16 protein-coding genes and 1 tRNA gene are annotated in these 19122 nt (G+C 71.4%); 11 read left to right on the top strand and 6 right to left on the bottom strand.

Features of this window, described 5'->3' with window-relative positions:
* The first annotated feature begins 279 nt into the window (after positions 1–279).
* Positions 280–3159, top strand: coding sequence for a penicillin acylase family protein (locus HN013_RS15860; RefSeq protein ID WP_171166788.1), 2880 nt, complete (start codon positions 280–282; stop codon positions 3157–3159).
* A gap of 78 nt (positions 3160–3237) precedes the next feature.
* Here the strand turns inward: HN013_RS15860 and HN013_RS15855 are convergent, their stop codons facing one another.
* Complete coding sequence (locus HN013_RS15855) at positions 3238–3834, bottom strand: 5-formyltetrahydrofolate cyclo-ligase (RefSeq protein ID WP_171166787.1); 597 nt, start codon at positions 3832–3834, stop codon at positions 3238–3240.
* An 81-nt stretch (positions 3835–3915) separates the two neighbouring features.
* Here HN013_RS15855 and galU point away from each other — a divergent pair, with 81 nt between their 5' ends.
* The 8 genes from galU to HN013_RS15815 all read left to right on the top strand — a co-directional run bounded on the left by galU (position 3916) and on the right by HN013_RS15815 (position 10828).
* Entirely contained in the window at positions 3916–4818 is a 903-nt protein-coding gene (gene galU / locus HN013_RS15850; protein WP_171166786.1) for a UTP--glucose-1-phosphate uridylyltransferase GalU, read from the top strand.
* A gap of 4 nt (positions 4819–4822) precedes the next feature.
* Positions 4823–6148, top strand: coding sequence for a gephyrin-like molybdotransferase Glp (glp, locus tag HN013_RS15845; RefSeq protein WP_171166785.1), 1326 nt, complete (start codon positions 4823–4825; stop codon positions 6146–6148).
* Between the two features lie 79 nt (positions 6149–6227).
* Positions 6228–6719: a cyclic pyranopterin monophosphate synthase MoaC gene (gene moaC / locus HN013_RS15840; RefSeq protein WP_171166784.1), complete on the top strand. Its 492-nt coding sequence runs from the start codon at positions 6228–6230 to the stop codon at positions 6717–6719.
* Positions 6716–7210 (top strand): molybdenum cofactor biosynthesis protein B, encoded by a 495-nt coding sequence (locus tag HN013_RS15835; RefSeq protein ID WP_283247563.1) that lies wholly within the window; start codon positions 6716–6718, stop codon positions 7208–7210. The genes moaC and HN013_RS15835 overlap by 4 nt, the downstream gene beginning before the upstream one ends.
* Positions 7207–7827 carry a GNAT family N-acetyltransferase gene (locus HN013_RS15830; RefSeq protein ID WP_171166783.1) on the top strand — a complete coding sequence of 207 codons (621 nt, stop codon included), beginning with the start codon at positions 7207–7209 and terminating at the stop codon, positions 7825–7827. Before HN013_RS15835 ends, HN013_RS15830 begins: the two co-directional genes overlap by 4 nt.
* 146 nt (positions 7828–7973) lie before the next feature.
* Positions 7974–9065, top strand: a complete 1092-nt coding sequence (gene glpR, locus HN013_RS15825; protein ID WP_171166782.1) for a gephyrin-like molybdotransferase receptor GlpR — start codon at positions 7974–7976, stop codon at positions 9063–9065.
* Between the two features lie 109 nt (positions 9066–9174).
* Positions 9175–9248, top strand: a tRNA-Ala gene (locus tag HN013_RS15820).
* Between the two features lie 533 nt (positions 9249–9781).
* Positions 9782–10828: an LLM class flavin-dependent oxidoreductase gene (locus HN013_RS15815; protein ID WP_171166781.1), complete on the top strand. Its 1047-nt coding sequence runs from the start codon at positions 9782–9784 to the stop codon at positions 10826–10828.
* A 50-nt stretch (positions 10829–10878) separates the two neighbouring features.
* On the opposite strand, the gene HN013_RS15810 is transcribed toward HN013_RS15815, so the two are convergent.
* The 3 genes from HN013_RS15810 to HN013_RS15795 form a co-directional block, all read right to left on the bottom strand.
* Entirely contained in the window at positions 10879–12285 is a 1407-nt protein-coding gene (locus HN013_RS15810; protein ID WP_171166780.1) for an aldehyde dehydrogenase family protein, read from the bottom strand.
* Between the two features lie 2 nt (positions 12286–12287).
* Positions 12288–14741: an aminotransferase class III-fold pyridoxal phosphate-dependent enzyme gene (locus HN013_RS33935; protein WP_312018616.1), complete on the bottom strand. Its 2454-nt coding sequence runs from the start codon at positions 14739–14741 to the stop codon at positions 12288–12290.
* Between the two features lie 735 nt (positions 14742–15476).
* A complete protein-coding gene (locus HN013_RS15795; protein WP_171166779.1) occupies positions 15477–16022 on the bottom strand; it encodes an RICIN domain-containing protein in 546 nt (181 codons plus the stop codon).
* Between the two features lie 277 nt (positions 16023–16299).
* On the opposite strand from HN013_RS15795, the gene HN013_RS15790 reads away from it, so the two are divergent.
* Positions 16300–17301 (top strand): helix-turn-helix transcriptional regulator, encoded by a 1002-nt coding sequence (locus HN013_RS15790; protein WP_171166778.1) that lies wholly within the window; start codon positions 16300–16302, stop codon positions 17299–17301.
* A 22-nt stretch (positions 17302–17323) separates the two neighbouring features.
* Here the strand turns inward: HN013_RS15790 and HN013_RS15785 are convergent, their stop codons facing one another.
* Positions 17324–17722: a hypothetical protein gene (locus HN013_RS15785; RefSeq protein ID WP_171166777.1), complete on the bottom strand. Its 399-nt coding sequence runs from the start codon at positions 17720–17722 to the stop codon at positions 17324–17326.
* Between the two features lie 40 nt (positions 17723–17762).
* A complete protein-coding gene (locus HN013_RS15780) occupies positions 17763–18338 on the bottom strand; it encodes a TetR/AcrR family transcriptional regulator (RefSeq protein ID WP_171166776.1) in 576 nt (191 codons plus the stop codon).
* 166 nt (positions 18339–18504) lie between these two features.
* Between HN013_RS15780 and HN013_RS15775 the strand changes: the two genes are divergently transcribed.
* Complete coding sequence (locus HN013_RS15775; RefSeq protein WP_171166775.1) at positions 18505–19089, top strand: dihydrofolate reductase family protein; 585 nt, start codon at positions 18505–18507, stop codon at positions 19087–19089.
* Positions 19090–19122 lie beyond the last annotated feature (33 nt).

The following is a 19122-nucleotide window of genomic DNA, read 5'->3' as shown; positions in this document are numbered from 1 at the left end:
ACAGTCAGGGGCCGCTCCCATCACTAGAACTCCGGCCGGTGTCCGCAGGAACGTTCCTGCGGATGACCGGAACTTCATTGCCTCTCCTAATATTTTACGGGTTCTTAACGCGGTTCGGTTCGCCGGGCGATCGCCGGACGTCCGTTTGGTGACTGTTCGGCGACCGATCGGCGACCAGGTGCCGGACCCCGGTGACGACTCCGCGTCCGGCCGCCGGGCGCCCTGCGCCTATGGTTGCTTCCAGCACTCCAGGACCACCCGGCCCCGCGAAGGACAGCGATGCCCCCCAACAACACCGGCCCTTCCGGCAAGAAAAAGAGGAAGGGGCGACGCGCTCGCCTGATCGTGATCTGCCTCGTGCTGCTGCTCGTGGCAGGCGTCGGATATGGGGCGTACTGGAGCGTCAGCACCGTCCGCGCCTCGTTCCCGACGGCCTCGGGAACGCTCACGCTCAAGGGCCTGAAGGGACAGGTCAAGGTCGAGCGGGACGGCAACGGGATCCCCCAGGTCTACGCGGACGACGCCGAGGACCTGTTCCGCGCCCAGGGCTTCGTCCAGGCGCAGGACCGGTTCTGGGAGATGGACGTCCGGCGCCATCTGACGGCCGGACGGCTCTCCGAGATGTTCGGGTCCGGGCAGGTGGAGACCGACGCCTTCGTGCGCACCATGGGCTGGCGCAAGGTCGCGCAGCAGGAGTACGACACCAAGCTCTCGCCGGAGACCAAGAAGTACCTCCAGGCGTACGCGGACGGGGTCAACGCCTATCTCAAGGACCACCAGGGCAAGTCGCTGTCCGTCGAGTACGCGGCCCTGGAGTTCGAGAACGACTACAAGCCGGAGAAGTGGACGCCGGTCGACTCCGTCGCCTGGCTGAAGGCGATGGCCTGGGACCTGCGGTCGAACATGCGGGACGAGATCGACCGCTCCCTCGCCGCCACCCGGCTGGACCCGAAGCAGATCGACCAGCTGTACCCGGCCTACCCGTACGCGCGGAACAAGCCGGTCGTCGAGGGCGGCGCCCTTGACGCGCTCGGCAAGACCTTCGACCCCAAGGGCACGCCGGCTCCCTCGTCGCAGACCGGGTCCCAGGGGACTCAAGGGACTCAGGGCACGCCGGGGGCCCAGCAGCCCGGGGCCCAGCGGACGCCCGGGGCGCAAGGGACGCAGGGGACTCCGGGCACCCGGGGCGGTACGTCCAACAAGGGCACCGGCAACGGAACCGGCGGTGCCGCGACCGGCGGGCTGCACACGGGCCTGTCGTCGCTGTCGAAGACGATCGACCAGCTCCCCGCCCTGCTCGGCCCCAGCGGCAACGGCATCGGCTCCAACTCCTGGGTCGTCTCGGGCCAGTACACGACCACCGGCAAACCGCTGCTGGCCAACGACCCGCACCTCGCGCCGCAGCTTCCCTCCGTCTGGTACCAGATGGGCCTGCACTGCACGAAGACCAGCGCGCAGTGCCCGTTCGACGTCGCCGGCTACACCTTCGCGGGTATGCCCGGCGTCGTCATCGGCCACAACAAGGACATCGCCTGGGGCATGACCAAACTGGGCGCCGACGCCGCCGACCTCTACCTGGAGAAGGTCAACGCCAACGGCACCTACCAGTACGGCGGCAAGGAGCAGAAGCTCACCACCCGCAAGGAGACCGTGAAGGTCGCGGGCGGCAAGGACCGCGAGTTCACCATCCGCGAGACCAAGAACGGGCCCCTCGTCTCCGACCGCAACGACGAGCTGGGCAAGGTCGGCCAGGACGCGCCGGTCAAGGGTTCCGCCCCCGACCGGGCCGAGGGTTACGCCGTCTCGCTGCGGTGGACGGCCCTGGAGGCGGGGAAGACCATGGACGCGGTCTTCAGCCTGGACCGCGCCACCGACTTCGAGTCCTTCCGCAAGGCGGCGTTCGACTTCGCCGTCCCCTCGCAGAACCTGATCTACGCGGACACCAAGGGACACATCGGTTACCAGGCCCCCGGTCTGATCCCGGTGCGCTCCAAGAAGCACGACGGCCGCCTCCCGGCGCCGGGGTGGGACCCGTCCTACCGCTGGAGGGGTTTCGTGCCGCAGGCCGCCCTGCCCTGGGACTACGACCCCAAGCGCGGCTACATCGTGAGCGCCAACCAGCCGGTGATCGACAAGAAGTACCCCTTCGCGCTCACCTCGGACTGGGGCTACGGCACCCGCAGCCAGCGCATCAACGAGCTCATCCAGTCGAAGATCAAGGACGGCGGGAAGATCTCGACGGACGACATGCAGAAGATGCAGATGGACAACGCCAGCGAGATCGGCAAGCTCCTGACGCCCTACCTGCTCAAGATCAAGCTCAAGGGTCCCAACGAGCGCGAGACGAAGTACCTGCGCGAGGCCCAGGACCTGCTGAAGGACTGGGACTACCACCAGGACGCCGACTCGGCCGCCGCCGCCTACTTCAACGCCGTCTGGCGCAACACCCTCAAGCTCGCCTTCGGCAACAAGCTCCCCAAGGAGCTGCGCGTCAAGGGCCAGTGCCTGCGGGTGCGCCCGGCCAACGACTCGGGGCCCAGGGAGGACCTGGACGGCAAGACCCGTCTGGTCACCGAGTGCGGCGAGCGCGAGCCGAACGCGGCGCAGCCCGACGGCGGCGACCGCTGGTTCGAGGTGGTCCGCTCCATCCTCGACAAGCCGGACAACGACTGGTGGAAGACCAGCGGCCGCAACGGCGCCAAGAACCGGGACGAGCTGCTGGCCCGCGCCATGAAGGACGCGCGCTGGGAGCTGACCTCCAAGCTCGGCAAGGACGTCACGTCCTGGAGCTGGGGCCGGCTGCACCAGCTGAACCTGAAGAACCAGACCCTGGGCAAGGAGGGTCCGGCCGTCGTCCGCTGGATGCTCAACCGCGGCCCCTGGAACCTGGCCGGCGGCGAGGCGGCGGTCAACGCGGCGGGCTGGAACGCGGCGGGCGGCTACGACGTGGTCTGGGTGCCGTCCATGCGGATGGTCGTGAACCTCGCCGACCTCGACAAGTCGCGGTGGATCAACCTCACCGGCGCCTCGGGCCACGCCTACCACGCCCACTACTACGACCAGACGGACAAGTGGGCCAAGGGCGAACTGCTGCCGTGGGCCTTCAGCCCGGGCGCGGTCAAGAAGGGGACGGAGAACACGCTCACGCTGACGCCGTGAGCGGGTGACGCTCCGAGCCGGTGACGCTGTGACCAGGACGGCATCCGTCCGTCCCGGCGGCGGCGCCGGCCGCCGGGATCACGGCATGGCGAACCGCCGTACCCCGCCAGGGGTGACCACGGCGTGCACGGGGTGGTCGTGCGGTTCCTCCGGGACCCGCGCGACCACCTCGTCGTCGTACAGGAGCACGACGAGGGCAGGCGTCGCGCCCGCGCGCTCCAGGCGCGCCAGTACGCGGTCGTACGAGCCGCCCCCGCGCCCCAGGCGCATGCCCCGGCCGTCCACGGCCAGCCCCGGCAGCAGCACCGCCCGCGCCTCGGTGACGGCCTCCAGGCCGAGCCGGGGCCCGTCGGGTTCCAGCAGCCCGCGGCCCGCCCGGACCAGGTGTTCCGGGCCGCGGTAGACCCCCCAGTCGAGATCGTTGTCGGGCAGCAGGACCGGCAGCAGCACCCGGACGCCCCGTCCGCGCAGCGCCTCCAGCAACGCGCGGGTGCCCGGTTCCCGGCCGACCGAGACGTAGGCCGCGACCGTCCCGGCGTCCGTCAGCTCCGGGAGGTCCAGCGCGCGCCCGCCCAGCGCTTCCTGCGCCCCCTGGACGGCCGGGGCGCTCAGGGCCGCGCGCCGGTCCAGGAGAGTTCGCCGCAAGTCGGCCTTGGCGACATCTGACTTGCCCATTGTTCGTACAAACTCCTTTTCTCGGTTCATACTCGGTGGAGCCGCATCTTCCACTCAATCGCAACGGATAGTGTTCGCCCCATGACTCACGCGCGACCTCGGATCAGCAAGGCTGTCATCCCTGCCGCCGGCCTGGGTACCCGGTTCCTCCCGGCGACCAAGGCCACGCCCAAGGAGATGCTGCCGGTCGTCGACAAGCCGGCGATCCAGTACGTGGTGGAGGAAGCGGTCGCCGCGGGCCTCACGGACGTCCTGATGATCACGGGCCGCAACAAGCGCCCCCTGGAAGATCATTTCGACCGGAACTACGAGCTGGAGGAGGCCCTGCGCCGCAAGGGCGACGCCTCCCGCCTCGCCCGCGTCCAGGAGTCCAGCAACCTGGGCACCATGCACTACGTGCGCCAGGGCGACCCCAAGGGCCTCGGCCACGCCGTGCTCTGCGCCGCCCCGCACGTGGGCAACGAGCCCTTCGCCGTCCTGCTGGGCGACGACCTGATCGACGAGCGGGACGCCCTGCTCTCCCGCATGGTCGACATCCAGCGGCGGTCCGGCGGCAGTGTGATCGCCCTCCTGGAGGTCGACCCCTCCCAGGTCCACCTCTACGGCTGCGCGGCGGTCAAGCCCACCGACGCCGAGGACGTCGTCGAGGTCACCGGGCTGGTGGAGAAGCCCGACCCCGCCGAGGCGCCCAGCAACTACGCCGTCATCGGCCGCTACGTCCTCGACCCCGCGATCTTCGACGTGCTGCGCGAGACCCCGCCGGGCCGCGGCGGCGAGATCCAGCTCACCGACGCCCTCCAGGCCCTCGCCGCGGAACCCGGCCTCGGCGGACCGGTGCACGGCGTGGTGTTCAAGGGACGCCGTTATGACACCGGTGACCGTGGTGACTACCTGCGTGCCATTGTCAGACTGGCATGCGAACGTGAAGACCTGGGACCGGACTTCCGGGCCTGGCTTCGAAGGTACGTCACCGAGGAGATGTAGCCCCGTGAGCGACACCGCCGTGGCCCCGTCCGGCACGGACCGCCTCTGGTCCGTGGACGAGCACCTCGCCGACATCCTGCGCAGGGTCCGGCCGTTGGAGCCCATCGAGCTGCAACTGCTCGACGCCCAGGGCTGCGTGCTCGTCGAGGACGTCACGGTCCCCGTCGCCCTGCCGCCCTTCGACAACAGCTCCATGGACGGCTACGCGGTCCGCACCGCCGACGTGGCGGGCGCCAGCGAGAAGTTCCCGGCGGTGCTCACCGTCGTCGGCGACGTCGCGGCGGGCGGTGACGAGCTCCCCACCGTCGGGCCCGGCGAGGCCGCCCGCATCATGACCGGGGCGCCCCTGCCGCCCGGTGCCGAGGCGGTCGTCCCCGTCGAGTGGACCGACGGCGGCCTCGGCGGCGGCCCCGCCACCACCATGTCCGCCCGCCGCCCCGGGCCGGAGGAGTCCCCCGGGGCGGCCCCCCTCGGCACGGTCCGCGTCCACCGCCCGGCCGCCGCCCGCGCCCATGTGCGCCCCCGCGGCAGCGACGTCGCCGCCGGCGACCTCGCCCTCGCCGCGGGCACCGTCCTGGGCCCCGCCCAGCTCGGCCTGCTGGCCGCCATCGGCCGCGCCACCGTCACCGTGCGCCCCCGTCCCCGCGTCGTCGTGCTCTCGACCGGCAGCGAACTCGTCCCGCCCGGCACCCCCCTGGCCCCCGGCCGCATCCACGACTCCAACAGCTACCTCCTCGCCGCCTGCGCCCGCGACGCCGGGGCCCTCGCCTACCGGGTCGGCGCGGTCGAGGACGACGCCGCGACGCTGCGCGCCACCCTGGAGGACCAGATCGTCCGCGCCGACGCCATCGTCACCAGCGGCGGGGTGAGCGTCGGCGCCTACGACGTCGTCAAGGAGGCGCTCACCGGGCTGACCGGCGACGAGGGCCGCGTCGAGTTCCGCAGGCTGGCCATGCAGCCCGGCAAGCCGCAGGGCTTCGGCCGGCTCGGCCCCGACCGCACGCCCCTCTTCGCGCTCCCGGGCAACCCCGTCAGCGCCTACGTCTCCTTCGAGCTCTTCGTCCGGCCCGCCGTCCGCGCCATGATGGGCCTCGAACCGCTCCACCGGCCCGTCGTCCGCGCCGAGTGCGCCGAGGCCGTGGCCTCCTCGCCCGAGGGCCGCCGCCAGTACCTGCGCGGCCGGCACGAGGACGGCCGGGTCACCCCCGTCGGCGGCGCCGGCTCCCACCTGGTCGGCGCCCTCGCCCGGGCCAACGCGCTGATCGTCGTCCCCGAGGACACCACGTCCGTCCCGGCGGGCGCGGAAGTGGACGTCGTCCTTCTCGACTGACCGCTCCCGGGTCCGGGTACGGTGGCACCCCACTCCACCCCCAGACCACCAGCGGCATTGGACCCGGACCGGGAGAACGATGAGCAGCACCCAGCCCCCACCCGCCCGTCTGACCCACCTCGACGACGCGGGGGCGGCGCGCATGGTCGACATCTCGGCCAAGGAGGTCACGGCCCGCACCGCGCGGGCGACCGGCCGGGTGCTGGTCTCGCCGCGCGTGGTGGAACTGCTGCGCGGCGAGGGGCTGCCCAAGGGCGATGCCCTCGCCACCGCCCGCATCGCCGGGATCATGGGCGCCAAGCGCACCCCGGAGATCATCCCGCTCTGCCACCCGCTGGCCCTCTCCGGTGTCACCGTCGACCTCGCCCTCGCCGACGACGCGATCGAGATCACCGCCACCGTGCGCACCACCGGCCGCACCGGCGTCGAGATGGAGGCCCTGACCGCCGTCGCCACGGCCGCCCTCACGGTCGTCGACATGGTCAAGGCCGTCGACAAGGCCGCCGTCATCACGGACGTCCGGGTCGAGGAGAAGACGGGCGGCCGGTCCGGCGACTGGCGGCGGCCATGAGGGCCCTGGTGATCACCGCGTCGAACCGCGCCGCCGCCGGCGTCTACCCGGACCGGGGCGGTCCGCTGCTGGCCGAGGGCCTGGCCGCCCTCGGCTTCGAGGTGACGGGCCCCCGGGTGGTGCCCGACGGCGACCCGGTGGAGGCCGCCCTGCGCACGGCCGTCGCGGACGGGTACGACGTGGTGGTGACCACCGGCGGCACCGGCATCTCGCCCACCGACCGCACCCCGGAGGCCACCCGGGCCGTCCTCGACCGCGATGTCCCCGGCATCGCCGAGGCCGTCCGCGCCGAGGGGCTGGCCAAGGTCCCCACGGCCGCCCTCTCCCGCGGCCTGGCCGGCGTCGCCGGGCGCACCCTGATCGTCAACCTGCCCGGCTCGACCGGCGGGGTCCGGGACGGCCTGGCCGTGCTCGGACGCCTGCTTCCGCACGCCGTGGACCAGCTGCACGGCGGTGACCACCCCGGGCCCGCCCCCCGGAACCCGGCATGAACGTCTGGCCGGTCGCGCTCGCCGACGGCGACGTCGTGCTCCGTCCCATCCGTATGCGCGACCACCGCGCCTGGCGCGAGGTCAACCGGCGCAACCGCGACTGGCTGCGCCCCTGGGAGGCCACCGTCCCGCCGCCCCCGCCCGGCGGCCCCGTGGCCCGCCGCCCCACCTACCGGCAGATGGTCCGTCACCTGCGGGGCGAGGCGCACGCCGGCCGCATGCTGCCCTTCGTGATCGAGTACCGGGGGCAGCTGGCCGGACAGCTGACCGTGGCCGGCATCACCTGGGGATCGATGTGCTCGGCCCATGTCGGCTACTGGGTGGACGAGGCCGTGGCCGGCCGGGGCGTCATGCCGACCGCCGTCGCCCTCGTCACCGACCACTGCTTCCGCGCCCTGGGCCTGCACCGCGTCGAGGTCTGCATCCGCCCCGAGAACGCGCCCAGCCGCCGGGTGGTGGAGAAGCTCGGCTTCCGCGAGGAGGGGCTGCGCCCCCGCTACCTGCACATCGACGGGGCCTGGCGGGACCATCTGGTCTACGCGCTCACCGCCGAGGAGGTGGCGGACGGGCTGCTGGCCCGCTGGCACCGGTCCCGCCATCCCCGCCAAATGAAATAAACGTTCGAATTCTGCTGTCGAATGACAGCCGGTGTTCGCTTGCCCACCCAACAATCGCAAAAAAAGTTCGAGCTATCAGCCGATTCGTGCGACACACCGCGCCAATTGGCGGAATCCTTTGAGCGGACCCCTCTACGGTGTGCAGTGTGAGCAGCAGCGGCCTGATCTACGCAGTCATCGTCGGGGCCTGGGCCGCCTACTTGGTGCCGATGTGGCTCCGTAGGCAGGACGAGCTCAACGAAGCCCGTCCGACGGAACGCTTCAGCACCGCCATCCGGCTGCTGTCCGGACGGGCGGGGATGGAGCGCCGTTACGCCAAGGAGCTGGAGCGCGCCGCGGGCGGCTCCGCCGACGGGCCGGCACCGGACGCGGAGGGGGAAGCCCCGGCGGTGCGTGCCCCGGAGCCGGACGCCGCGACCGGAACGGTCGCCGCCCGGCCCTCCGGCGCGCCCGCGCCCGACCGCGCCCCTGCCGCTGCCTCCTCCGCTTCCTCGGCTGCTTCCGCTGCTTCCTCAAGTCAGGCCGAACGCGCCCGCCGCTCGAAGGTTCTCGCCCGCCGGCGCCGCACCACCGTCCTGCTCTTCCTCGCCTTCACCCTCGGCGCCGTCGTCGCGGGCGTGGGCGGTGTCGCGTTCCTCTGGGTCCCCGGCGTCCCGGCGGTCCTCCTCAGCGCCTACATCTGCTACCTGCGCATCCAGGAGCGGCGGCGGTTCGCCTTCGTCATGGACCAGCGCCGGGCCGAACTGGCCGCCCAGCGGCTCCGTGAGGGCCGCCCGCGCCCTCAGCAGGCGGCGGACCCCACGACCGTCGCCGCCCCCGCCGACACCGTCCGCCAGGCGCCGGAGCCCGTCGCCCCCGCCCCTGAGCCCCGGGCCGCCACCGCGTCCCCGTCGCCGAGCGCGGGCCGCCGCGCCCTCGTCGAGCAGACCGACCACGCGGAGTGGGTGGACCAGCAGCGCGACCGCGGCACGGAGGGCGACGGCTGGGAGCCGGTGCCCGTCCCGCTGCCCACCTACGTCACCGCCCCCGTCGCCCCGCGCGCCGGCGACTCCGCCGACCTCGGCACCCCCGACACCTGGAGCGCCGCCCGCTCCAGCACCGCCGGCCCCGCCCTCGACCGCAAGCCCGCCGAGGACCGCCGCGGCCCACGCCCCCGCCGCCGCCCCCGCGAACGCGGCCGCACCCCCCTCTTCGACCAGTACGCCGACGACGACCGCCCCCGCGCCGCCAACGAGTGACCCCACCCGCCTCCCTCTCCCGCGGCTGACCAGCGGGAGCGGCCGGCCGGCGGCCGGCAGGCGATTTTCTTGTACGCCGGTCGGGGTGCTAGAGTTTCACTCGTTGCAAGGGCCTGTGGCGCAGTCCGGTAGCGCACCTCGTTCGCATCGAGGGGGTCAGGGGTTCAAATCCCCTCAGGTCCACACTGCAACCGTTCTTGAGTTGGATCAGGGGCGGTTGGCGAGATCCCGGCGATCATGATGATCGCGCGGGATCTTCGTCGTTTCCGGGGCCTGGCCGAGGTCGTTCCGGGTGGGGATGGGTGGCAGCGTCATCTGAGGCTCCGTCAGGCAAGAGTGGTGGCGCGACCTCGAAGAGCCGTCGGGACTCCCCGAGGTGGGCGGGTGCGGGGGAGTGCCCGGGGGTCCGATGTGTGGAAACGGGCCGGGGCGGGAAGGCCACGTTCGTCGTCCACCCCCGGACTCGGTCGGCGGCCCGTCGGTCGTTTCGCCGGTGATGATCAGTCGGTTCAACGTCTTCTCACCGGTGGTCAGTTGGTGTGCCACCCGCGGGTTCTCCGCACGAAGCTCCCCCGTGTTCGCGCGGCGCCTTCCCGGTCCTGAGACCGCTGCGGCAGGCCCACCGGCGTGCTGGGGAGCATGATCTTGGCCATGGGCGACAGCGAACGGCAACTGGAGTGGTTCAGCCACCTCACTCGACGGCGAGGAGAGTCGCCATGCGGACCGGCATCGTCATGACAGCAGGGCCGGGTGTGGAAGACCTGGCCGCCCGCGCGGAGGAACTCGGCTTCGACAGTTTCTGGGTGTACGACACGCCGATGATCCACGGCGATCCGTTCGTGTGTCTCGCGCTCTGCGCCAGGTCCACCCACCGGATCAGGCTCGGTATCGGTGTCACCTCACCGGCGCTGCGTTCCGCGCCCGCCGCGGCGGCGGCCGTCAGCAGCCTCAACGCCCTCGCCCCCGGCCGCATCGTCTGCGGGGTCGGCACCGGCAACACGGCGCGCCGTACGCTCGGCATGCGGCCCACGAAGATGGCGGAGCTGGAGTCGTTCACGGCCGCCCTGCAGGATCTCACCGCGGGCCGCGAGGCGGACTACCGTGAGGGGGCCCGGTCCAGCAGGGTGCGATTCCTGCACGTCGGGCCGTACGTCGACACCGAGGCTCCCGTGGAGTTCGTCGTGGCCGCGTTCGGCCTGAAGGCCGCCGCCGTCGCCGGCCGGCTCGGCACGGGACTGATCTCCTACGGGATGCACGACCCCGCGGCCTGGTCCGCCCTCGGCCAGGCCCGGCGGGCGGCGGCGCGGGACGCGGGCGGCGCTGGGAAGACCCGTTCGTATCTCATGTCCTCCCTGCATGTCCTCGCCGACGGTGAGGACCGCTACGGCGATCCGGTCAAGGACTCGGTGGGGCACATCGCACTGAGCGCACTGATCCTCGGCGTGGAGAACCCCGCCTTCCGCGCGTCCCTCCCTCCGGAGGAGGCCGCGGCTGTCGACCGTCTGCTCCAGTTGCGCGGCACCACCCCCACCGATCCCAAGCTTCACCAGGTGCTCTACCGCAACTACTTGGGCCGGCTGTTCCCCGGGGACCGCGAGCTCATCGTGCCCTCCCTGGTGGACAGATTCGGTCTGGTCGGTACCAGAGGCGAGATCACCGAGCGGATCGACGCGCTGGAGAAGTCGGGAGTCGACGAGCTGGTGATCCAGCCCGTCGTGGACCCGGAGACCGAAATGGCCGAGTTCGCACGGCTGCTGGCCTGACGCCCGGCGGGCGCGGACGGGACGGGTGGCATCGGCTCGATGTGCTCCGGTCAGGGGCGCGAGGAGGTGGTGAAGGTCTTGCTCCGCATGAGGAACTCGCCGAGATAGCCGTCGTGGGGCAGGCCCGGGACCAGTACGTGGGTCGGGTGGTCGCCGACGTGGAGGTTCCGGATGGTCGGCTCGTGCAGCAGCCGGGCCACCAGGTCCCGGTCGGAGGTGAGGGCGGTGAGCACGAGGGTGTCGCGCAGCGGGGCCAAGCCGTCGGCCCGGCTCCACGGTGCGATCCACGCGCAGGGGAACGGCATTTCCAGGCGTGTCTGGGGCGCGTCGGCGCGGTCCACTTGGAACACGGCCGGGCGCAGCACCGCGGCGCCGTCGCCGAGGTCGTCGACGAGAGTGTCGCCGCCGAGCCATGCCGTGGCCCCGGCCGCCTCGGAGTGCACGTACTTCTCCAGGTTCCGCGCCTCGTCCAGTGGCTGGACCGGCAGCGCCGCCCCGTCGTGTTCCGGCGGCAGGGAGGGCAGGCGGGCCAGCCGGTCCGCGACGGCCTCGGCCACCGGTGCGGGGTCCCCTTCGACGAAGACGGCGGTGGTGTTCACGCACCCCGCGCCGGCCTGCGCGCCGATGGAGTCGACGATCGTGTCGAGATGCCGTGTGAAGTCGGTGTCCTCGGTGATGAGGATCTTGGCCCGCCCCGGCCCGTGCGGCAGCACGGTCGTGCCGGCCCGGTACTTGTCCACCACGGTGTCGCCGCCGTAGACCATGGCCAGGTCGCCGCCCGTGACCAGTTCGTCGGCGACACCGTGGTCGGTGGGCAGGAGCACGACGTGGTCCGTGCCGAACCCGGCCTCGTGCAGGGCGGTGACCAGCCGGTGCGCGCTCAGCGGTTCGCGCCGGGAGGGGCGCAGGGCGACGCGGTAGCCGAGGGCCAGCGCCTCCACCCACTGGGTGTGGATGGCGGGGTGGTTGCCGGCGGTGAGTACGGCCAGCACGTCGCCGCGCCGGATCCACGTCGCGGTGCCGGCGCCGTTCGACGGGTCCCGGCTGCCGCGCGGCCGGGCCTGGCAGGCGAAGCCGTACGCGCCGGCCAGGCCCGTCGCCAGGGTGCGGGTGGCCTGCCGCACGATCGCGACGGGCAGGCCGCTGACCCGGGCGACGGTGTGCTCGTACCGTTCGACGGGCATCCCGTCGATCGTGGCGCCGGCGAACAGCCGGCCCGCCTCCGCCAGAGCCGGTATCCGTTCGTCCAACGGCGGTGTCTCCGCCCGCCGCAGCGCCGCCAGGGCGCGTCGCACGTACAGTCGCGGCACCACGCTCAGCTCCGCGACCGGCCGTCCGGTGACGTCGTGGACGACCTCCCTCGCCTGCGTCCGGTAGGGGCCGTTGGGGCCGAGGGCGTCGAGGGGGATCGGTGCGGGGGAGTTGGCAGAACTCGGCGAACTCTTGGAACCGGGCATCGTCAGTACACCCCCTCGACGACGTTGGCGCCGTCGAACGTCCGGACCGGCTGGATGTCGGCGACCGCGTCGCCGCCGAAGCCCTCGGCGGGGGGCACGCGGAGCGCGGTGTCCCGTTCGAGGTTGTTGGGGAGCAGCATGCTGCGGCTCACGTGGTTCATGACCACCTGGCCGCGCTCGCCGTAGGGCACGGGCGTTCCGGTGTCCGGGTCGACGACCCGCATGCTGATGAACGGGTGCGGCGGGTCGAAGGTGGACGGCTCGTGCTCGGCGAGGCCGTCCCGCTCGTACATGCCGCCGCCGACCATGGTGCTCCCGTAGAAGCCCAGGAGTTGTGCGTCGGGGAACACCTCCGTGCGGAACAGGGCGCGGGTGTCGACGTTCATGGAGGCGCCGCCCCAGATGAGGGTGCGGACCTTCCGGTTGACGAGCGCGGCCAGCTCCTCGTGGCCGGCCAGCGCCTCCAGCAGCGGGGGCGTGGTGAAGACGACGCCGACGTCCTGGCTCCGCAGGATCGCCCCGACCTGGTCGAGGAGGTGTTCCAGATACCTCTTCGTCTCCTCCGACCTGCTCTCGGCGACGCACTTCTTCACCCACCGCGGATCGAGGTCCACGGTGAACGGGATGCCGCCCCGCAGATGCGCCAGCGTCCGGCTCGTGGGGGCGAACATGTGCGGTCCGCTCGGGCCGATCGTCAGCCAGTTCACCCCGCGGGGAACACCGCGGTCGTCCAGGACCCCGTTGTGCCATGACATCAGCCGCTCGTGGAGGTCGGGAAGCCAGACGATGCGCTTGGGCGCACCGGTCGTCCCGCCGCTCTCGAAGATGTCCAGCGGGATCGGGTCGTCTCCGTATCCTCGCGGGACGAGGTCCTCCACGCGGGCGTCGCGCAACTCGTCGACGACGTTCGGGAACAGCGCCAGGTCGGCTTCGGTGCGGATGTCCTTCCGCGGGTCGAAGTCGAGGGTCTTGGCCCGCTCCAGCCAGAATCGCGAGCCGGTTTTGGGGTTGAAGTGCCATTCCATGGCGGCGGCGAGCAGGTCGGGCATCGAGGGCGGCCGGTCCCACGGTGTGTCGAGGACCGGCAGGGCCGGTGCCGGCGCGGCGGCGGCAGCCTTGGTGCGCGTCTTGTCGGCGTACTCGGTGAGGACGTCGGACACCGCCGCCGCGACCTGGTCGGCTTCGTCGTGGCTCATCACCAGGGGCGGGCTGAGCAGGACGGTGTTGGGGTTGTTGCGGATGATGACCCCGGCGCGCTCCCGGACCAGGGGCGGTACCCAGTCGGCCGACAGCGGTTCGCCGGTGGCCGGGTCCTGGGTCAGTTCGATGCCGATCATGAGTCCGATCTGCCGTACCTGGCCGACGATGGGCAGCTCCTCCAGGCGGCGCAGTCGCGCGCCGAGGTGGTCGCCGACCTCGACGGCGGCCGCGAGGAGGTTCTCCCGCTCCAGGATGTCGAGGTTCTTCAGCGCCACCGCGCAGCCGGTCGCGTGACCGCTGTAGGTGTAGCCGCCGAGGAACCCCTCGTCCCCGGTGACGACGTCGACCACGTGATCGGCCACCAGGAGCGCGCCCATCGGGAAGTATCCCGAGGTCAGGCCCTTGGCGGTGACGATGAAGTCCGGTGTGACGCCCAGCCGTTCGGAGGCGAACCAGTGACCGGTCCTGCCGAACGCCGTGATGACCTCGTCGAGGATGAGGAGGATCCCGTGGGCCGCCAGCAGTTCGCGCACCCGCGGCCAGTAGTCGGCCGGTGGTTCGATCACGCCGGCCACGCCGAGGATCGGCTCCCCGATCATCACCGCGATGTTCTCCGCGCCGATCTCCTCGATCGTCTCCCGCAGTTCGCGCAGGCAGTACTCGGTGGGGTCCTCACCGCCGTACATCTCCGGGTGGAAGGGCAACGGCGGCGTCAGGTGCCGGACGTTCGGCAGCATGGGGCCGAACCCCCGGTGGAACATGGGCATCCCGGTGGCCGCGGCGCCGCCGTAAGTGACCCCGTGGTACCCGAAGTTGCGGGCCAGGACCCACGTCCGTTCATGCTGGCCGCGCCGGTGGTGGTAGAGCCGGGCCATCCGCAGCGCGGCGTCGACCGCTTCGGCGCCGCCGCTTGTGAAGTACACCCGCTCCATCGGGGCGGGGGCCAGGTCGATGAGCCGGCCCGCCAGCTGGATGGAGGGTTCATTGGAGAACTCGTGAAAGCTGCTGAAATACTCCAGCTTTCCCATCTGCCCGGCGGCCGCCTCGACCATCTCGCGCCGCCCGTGCCCGACATGCGCCAGCATGAGCCCGCCGGTGGCGTCCAGGTACTCGCGGCCGTGCGCGTCGCGCAACCGGCAGCCGGAACCCTCCACCATGATGATGCGCTCGGCGACGGCACCGGGCAGATGCGGGTGGATCAGCCGGGTTCGGTCGGTTTTGACCAGGGCGTCTGCGTTTACCAGCGGTGCCGCCATTTCACCCTCACCTTGAAATTGTGGAAAGTTTTCTTTCCTGGATTTCCCTTGGTGTTTCTTCGCGGGATGCTAGTGCTCGGCAGCAGGCCGGGAAAGCGGCGGGTTCAACTGAACAGAGCTCTGAGTGGACAAAAAGATCTACGGTGCCGTCTGCGCTGGGTATGAATGATCTGCTCCGCCTTCGTGTCCGTCCGCAGGAATTCCGTGGCGAATCGCGCCGCCTTCATGGCCGTGAACACGTCGAAGCCAATATTCCGATATGGGTCAGCCGGACGACGCCACCCGCCGGACCACCGTGAACAGCATGCCGGCACCCCTCGTACGTCCTGGCCCGAGGCGGTGCCGGGCGCCTCCGCGGGGCACCTCGCACCTCCGCCCATGGGTGCCTCGGGCAGGGCACACGGAGCCCCCGGCGCTACCCCGCGCCGCCTTCGGGACGGGCGGTCGATTCGCCGCACCACTTGAACGAGTGGCGCGTTCCTTTGCGCGGGTGCGGGTAGCGGGAATTCCGTATGCGTGAGCGGGGATTCCGTGTGCGTGTGTGGGTACCGGGGTGAGGTATTTTTCCGCCGGGTCCCGTCGGGAAGGCGCGTCCGACGGTCCGGTTCTTGCCCGGGGAAAATGCGAATCGGGCTCGGCATTCCGGTTTTGCGTGCCCTGTGCCTCGTGCCCGGGCCCGGGCCCGTACAGGGTGGGGCGACTCCGGGCCGGGGTGGCCCGGAGTCAGGAGGGAACTCAGTAGCGCTGCCAGATCTGGCCGGCGGTGCCGGTGCAGGTGGCCTGGCGGACCTCGCGGCGGCTGCCGGAGGGCATGCCGGCGTCGTCGAGGCAGAGGCCGGTGGCGACGTTCTTGATGGTGACGGTTTGGTTGCCGAGTTCGATGAACTCCCAGCGCTGGGCGTAGGAGTTGGTACAGCCGCGCTGGATGATGATGCCGCCGGGGTGGGCGTTCAGGGGCTCGATGCACTTGCCGGAGTGCAGGGCGCGGACGTCGGAGGAGGTCTGGCCGAGCTCGGGCCGGGTGTTGAAGTCCTGTTGCCCGCCGCTCTTGCAGCTGAACTGCTGGATGACGGCGCCGTCGTCTCTGGAGGCGGCGCGGACGTCCAGGCACTTGCCGGTGGCGGCGTTCTGGTAGCTGTACGTTCCGACGACGGTGGCGTCGGCCGGCACGGTCAGCAGGGCCGCGGCCGTCAGGGCCGTGCCGGCGACGACGCCGGTGCGGAGGGCGAACGAGCGGAGAGCGGATGAGCGCGGTGCGGAGGGGTGGCGCAGGGGCTTCATGATCGGCTGTTCTCCTCGCGTCGTGGTGGTGGATGTCGCGTCGTGGTGATGGTTGCCGGCGGACTCCGATGCCGGCCGGTTCAGTGTCACGGGACGGTCCGGTGAGGGGCAAAGCCCTTCGAAGGGCCTTGAATTCGGACAGCGCGACCTGCCGTCCACCGTCTTCCGGTCAGTTCCCGGGCGGCGGACGGCCGCTGCCGAACGGGCCGACTACCGTCGTCCGCAGGCGCTGTCACCGCACGCCGACCCGTGAGGTCGCCCTCTGGAGGAGGCGTTCTTGCTGCGCATCCACTTCTCTCCCGACGACTTGACCCGCGTGCGCGTGGCGTCGTCGCCCGATCCGCTCGCGGAAACGATTCTGAGCCTGCCGGTCCTCCAGGCCGGAGAGCTCGGGGGCGTGGCCATGGCCGGATGGCGGGAGCGCACGCGCAGGAGCGTGCGGCCCGGGACGCGCCTGCTGTTCGACCTCGTACCGCCGACCCGGGGGGAGTGCGTCCCCGATGCGTTCACCCACGCGGCCACCGACACGCTCACCGACAGCCTCTGCCACACCTGGTCGCTGCCCAGCAGCCAGTGGAAGGCGGATCTGCGCGCCACCGAGCAGTTACGGCCCCGGGTTCCGCGCTGGATCCATGAACTCCACCAGGGGGACCGGAGATGGCGGGAGCTCCTCCAGCGTGCGCTCCACGACTTCCACGCGGTGGCCGTCGCCCCCTACTGGTCGCAGATCCTGGCCGCCGCGCACACCGACCGCTCGCGGCGGGCGCTGGACGTTGTGGACGCCGGTGTCGAGGGGCTGCTCGCGAAGCTGCACCCCGGGATCAGCTGGTCCTCACCCGTCCTGTCCGTCTCGTGCCACGTCACCGCGGACCTGTGGTTGGAGGGCCGTGGACTCCTGCTCGCCCCGACCTTCTTCTGGCCCGAGCCCCTCGCGTTCCCCGACAACGCGGATGCCGGGCGGCCCGTCGTCCTGCGCTACCCCATCGCCCGCGATCTCGCCGCCTACCGGTCCGTCTGGGCGGCGTCGGCCCCGGCGGACGGCGCCCTCGCCGCGTTGCTCGGCACCACCCGGGCCCGCGCGCTCCAGGCGATGGCGACCCCCGCCGGAACGGCCGAACTGGCCCGCCGCACCCGCACGTCCCCTGCCACGGCCAGCCACCACGCCACCGTCCTGCGCGGCGCGGGGCTGCTCACCACGGAACGGGACGGGTCCGGCGTCCGTCACACGCTGACGCCGATGGGGCGGGCGCTGCTGCACGGGGCCGAGTGTCTTCCCTGACCACGCGCCCCCCGTGGTCACGTCACAGCTTGTCGCTGTCCTCCCGCCGCCGCGTCCCCCATGCGACGGCCAGCGCTTCCCGTGCCGCGTACCTGCCGCCCAGCAGGAAGGTGAACTCGCCCGAGTCGACCGGGTGGGCGCGGGCGTCGCGGAGGATCGCCCTGGTGGCCACGGTGATGCCGTGGTCCTCGTGGTGGAGCTCTTGGGACAGGCCCTTCGCGAGGTGTTCGAGGAAGAGGGGTACCTCCTCGGGCGGCTCCCAGTCGCAGAGAACGCCGTCCGCCGCCTCGAAGGTGAAGCCTTCGGGGGCGGGCTCGAAGTCGAGGGTGACGTTGATGTAGGGAGCGCAGTTTCCCCGGGGTTTGCGGAGGATGTGCACGCCGCGGATCGGGTGCGGGGGGAATCGCCTGCGCTCGGTCATGCGTGCACGCTACAGCGGTGTCGTGTGCCGCACGCGGGGATCAGCGGGCCGGGACGATGTGGTCGACGACCGTTTCCACGAGCTCGTCGAGTTCGGTGTCGGAGAGCACCTCGGGCAAGGTGAAGTGCTCCAGGAGGAGTCCGGTCATGGCGAGTTGGAGGACGGACACCGTGGCCGCGTCGCCGGGGAGGCCGGCGTCCAGGTGGAAGCGGACGGACTCCTCGTGGGCGGCGCGGACGGTGCGGTGGAGTTCGGCCCGGAGGGCGGGGCGGCGGGTGGCCTCCAGGCGGAGTTCCAGCATGGCGAGGTAGCCGGTGCGCTCGGTCGTCATACGGCGCACCAGCCAGCGCATCAGCTCGGTGACGAGCTCGCGGGAGGGGGCCGGGAGCATGGCTTCGCGGACCAGGTCGGGGTCGGGCGCCATACGGACGTGGATGCGGCTGCCGGCCTGGGTGAAGAGGTCGTCCCGGGAGGAGAAGTAGTTGGACGCCGTGCCGACCGGGACGCCCGCCCGGGCGTCCACGGCGCGGAAGGTGAGGCCGCGCGCCCCTTCGTGTGCCAGTACATCGATGGCGGCGTCGATCAGTGCCGTCCTGCGCTCCGGGTTCTTGGCCATTGGTCCTCTCTCCGCTGCTCTCGGGGCTGCTCCGGGCCCTCGGAAATGTCTTCCCGCAGGGTATTGCACAACCACTACAGATGATGCACTATGTGCGAAGTGGTTCTCCGGGCCGTCCCGGCCGGGAGCGCCACTCCGCCCCATCGCCATCCGAAAGAGGACCGACTTGCGCAAGCTCACCTACTTCGTCGCCTGCTCGATCGACGGGTTCATCGGCGACCCGAGTGGTGACGCATCCTCCATGTTCGCCTTCCTCGACGAGGAGTTCCTGGAGTTCCTGAAGACCGAGTACCCGGAGACGATTTCCGCCGAGGGGCGCAACCTCCTCGGCCTGAACGACCTGGAGAACCAGCGGTTCGACACGGTGATCCAGGGGAGCGGCAGCTACCGGCTCGCCCTGGACGCGGGCATCGCGAGCCCCTACGGGCACCTGCGCGAGTACGTCGCCTCGCGCACTCTGACGGAGTCGCCCGACCCGAACGTGACGCTGGTGTCCGGCGATGTCGTCGCCGCCGTCCGCGAGCTCAAGGCGGAGGAGAGCGAGCGGGGGATCTGGCTGTGCGGTGGTTCGCAGATCGCCGGTGAACTGCTCGACGAGGTCGATGAACTGGTCATCAAAACGTACCCGCAGGTGTACGGATCGGGTATGCCGATGTTCGGAGCCGGATTCTCGGTGACGGACTTCACACTGGAGTCTGTCCGGGTGTTCGATAACGGAGTTCTCGTGAGGACGTACAGCCGCAAGCGGTGATCCGTATCCATTCCTGAGGTAAAGAACAAGCCA

Source organism: Streptomyces sp. I05A-00742 (assembly GCF_013055795.1).
GTDB lineage: Bacteria > Actinomycetota > Actinomycetes > Streptomycetales > Streptomycetaceae > Streptomyces.
Note: the sequence above shows the minus strand (reverse complement) of the source record. Positions and strands in the feature narration are given on the sequence as shown.

What these genes read in the sequence shown, in the direction of transcription:
- HN013_RS15835 (WP_283247563.1), top strand. Translation starts at nt 6,716, where the DNA reads ATGAGGGCCCTGGTGATCACCGCGTCGAACCGCGCCGCCGCCGGCGTC.
- HN013_RS15795 (WP_171166779.1), bottom strand. Translation starts at nt 16,022, where the DNA reads ATGAAGCCCCTGCGCCACCCCTCCGCACCGCGCTCATCCGCTCTCCGC.
- HN013_RS15810 (WP_171166780.1), bottom strand. Translation starts at nt 12,285, where the DNA reads ATGCCCGGTTCCAAGAGTTCGCCGAGTTCTGCCAACTCCCCCGCACCG.
- HN013_RS15815 (WP_171166781.1), top strand. Translation starts at nt 9,782, where the DNA reads ATGCGGACCGGCATCGTCATGACAGCAGGGCCGGGTGTGGAAGACCTG.
- HN013_RS15855 (WP_171166787.1), bottom strand. Translation starts at nt 3,834, where the DNA reads ATGGGCAAGTCAGATGTCGCCAAGGCCGACTTGCGGCGAACTCTCCTG.
- HN013_RS33935 (WP_312018616.1), bottom strand. Translation starts at nt 14,741, where the DNA reads ATGGCGGCACCGCTGGTAAACGCAGACGCCCTGGTCAAAACCGACCGA.
- HN013_RS15830 (WP_171166783.1), top strand. Translation starts at nt 7,207, where the DNA reads ATGAACGTCTGGCCGGTCGCGCTCGCCGACGGCGACGTCGTGCTCCGT.
- HN013_RS15860 (WP_171166788.1), top strand. Translation starts at nt 280, where the DNA reads ATGCCCCCCAACAACACCGGCCCTTCCGGCAAGAAAAAGAGGAAGGGG.
- moaC (WP_171166784.1), top strand. Translation starts at nt 6,228, where the DNA reads ATGAGCAGCACCCAGCCCCCACCCGCCCGTCTGACCCACCTCGACGAC.
- galU (WP_171166786.1), top strand. Translation starts at nt 3,916, where the DNA reads ATGACTCACGCGCGACCTCGGATCAGCAAGGCTGTCATCCCTGCCGCC.
- HN013_RS15785 (WP_171166777.1), bottom strand. Translation starts at nt 17,722, where the DNA reads ATGACCGAGCGCAGGCGATTCCCCCCGCACCCGATCCGCGGCGTGCAC.
- HN013_RS15780 (WP_171166776.1), bottom strand. Translation starts at nt 18,338, where the DNA reads ATGGCCAAGAACCCGGAGCGCAGGACGGCACTGATCGACGCCGCCATC.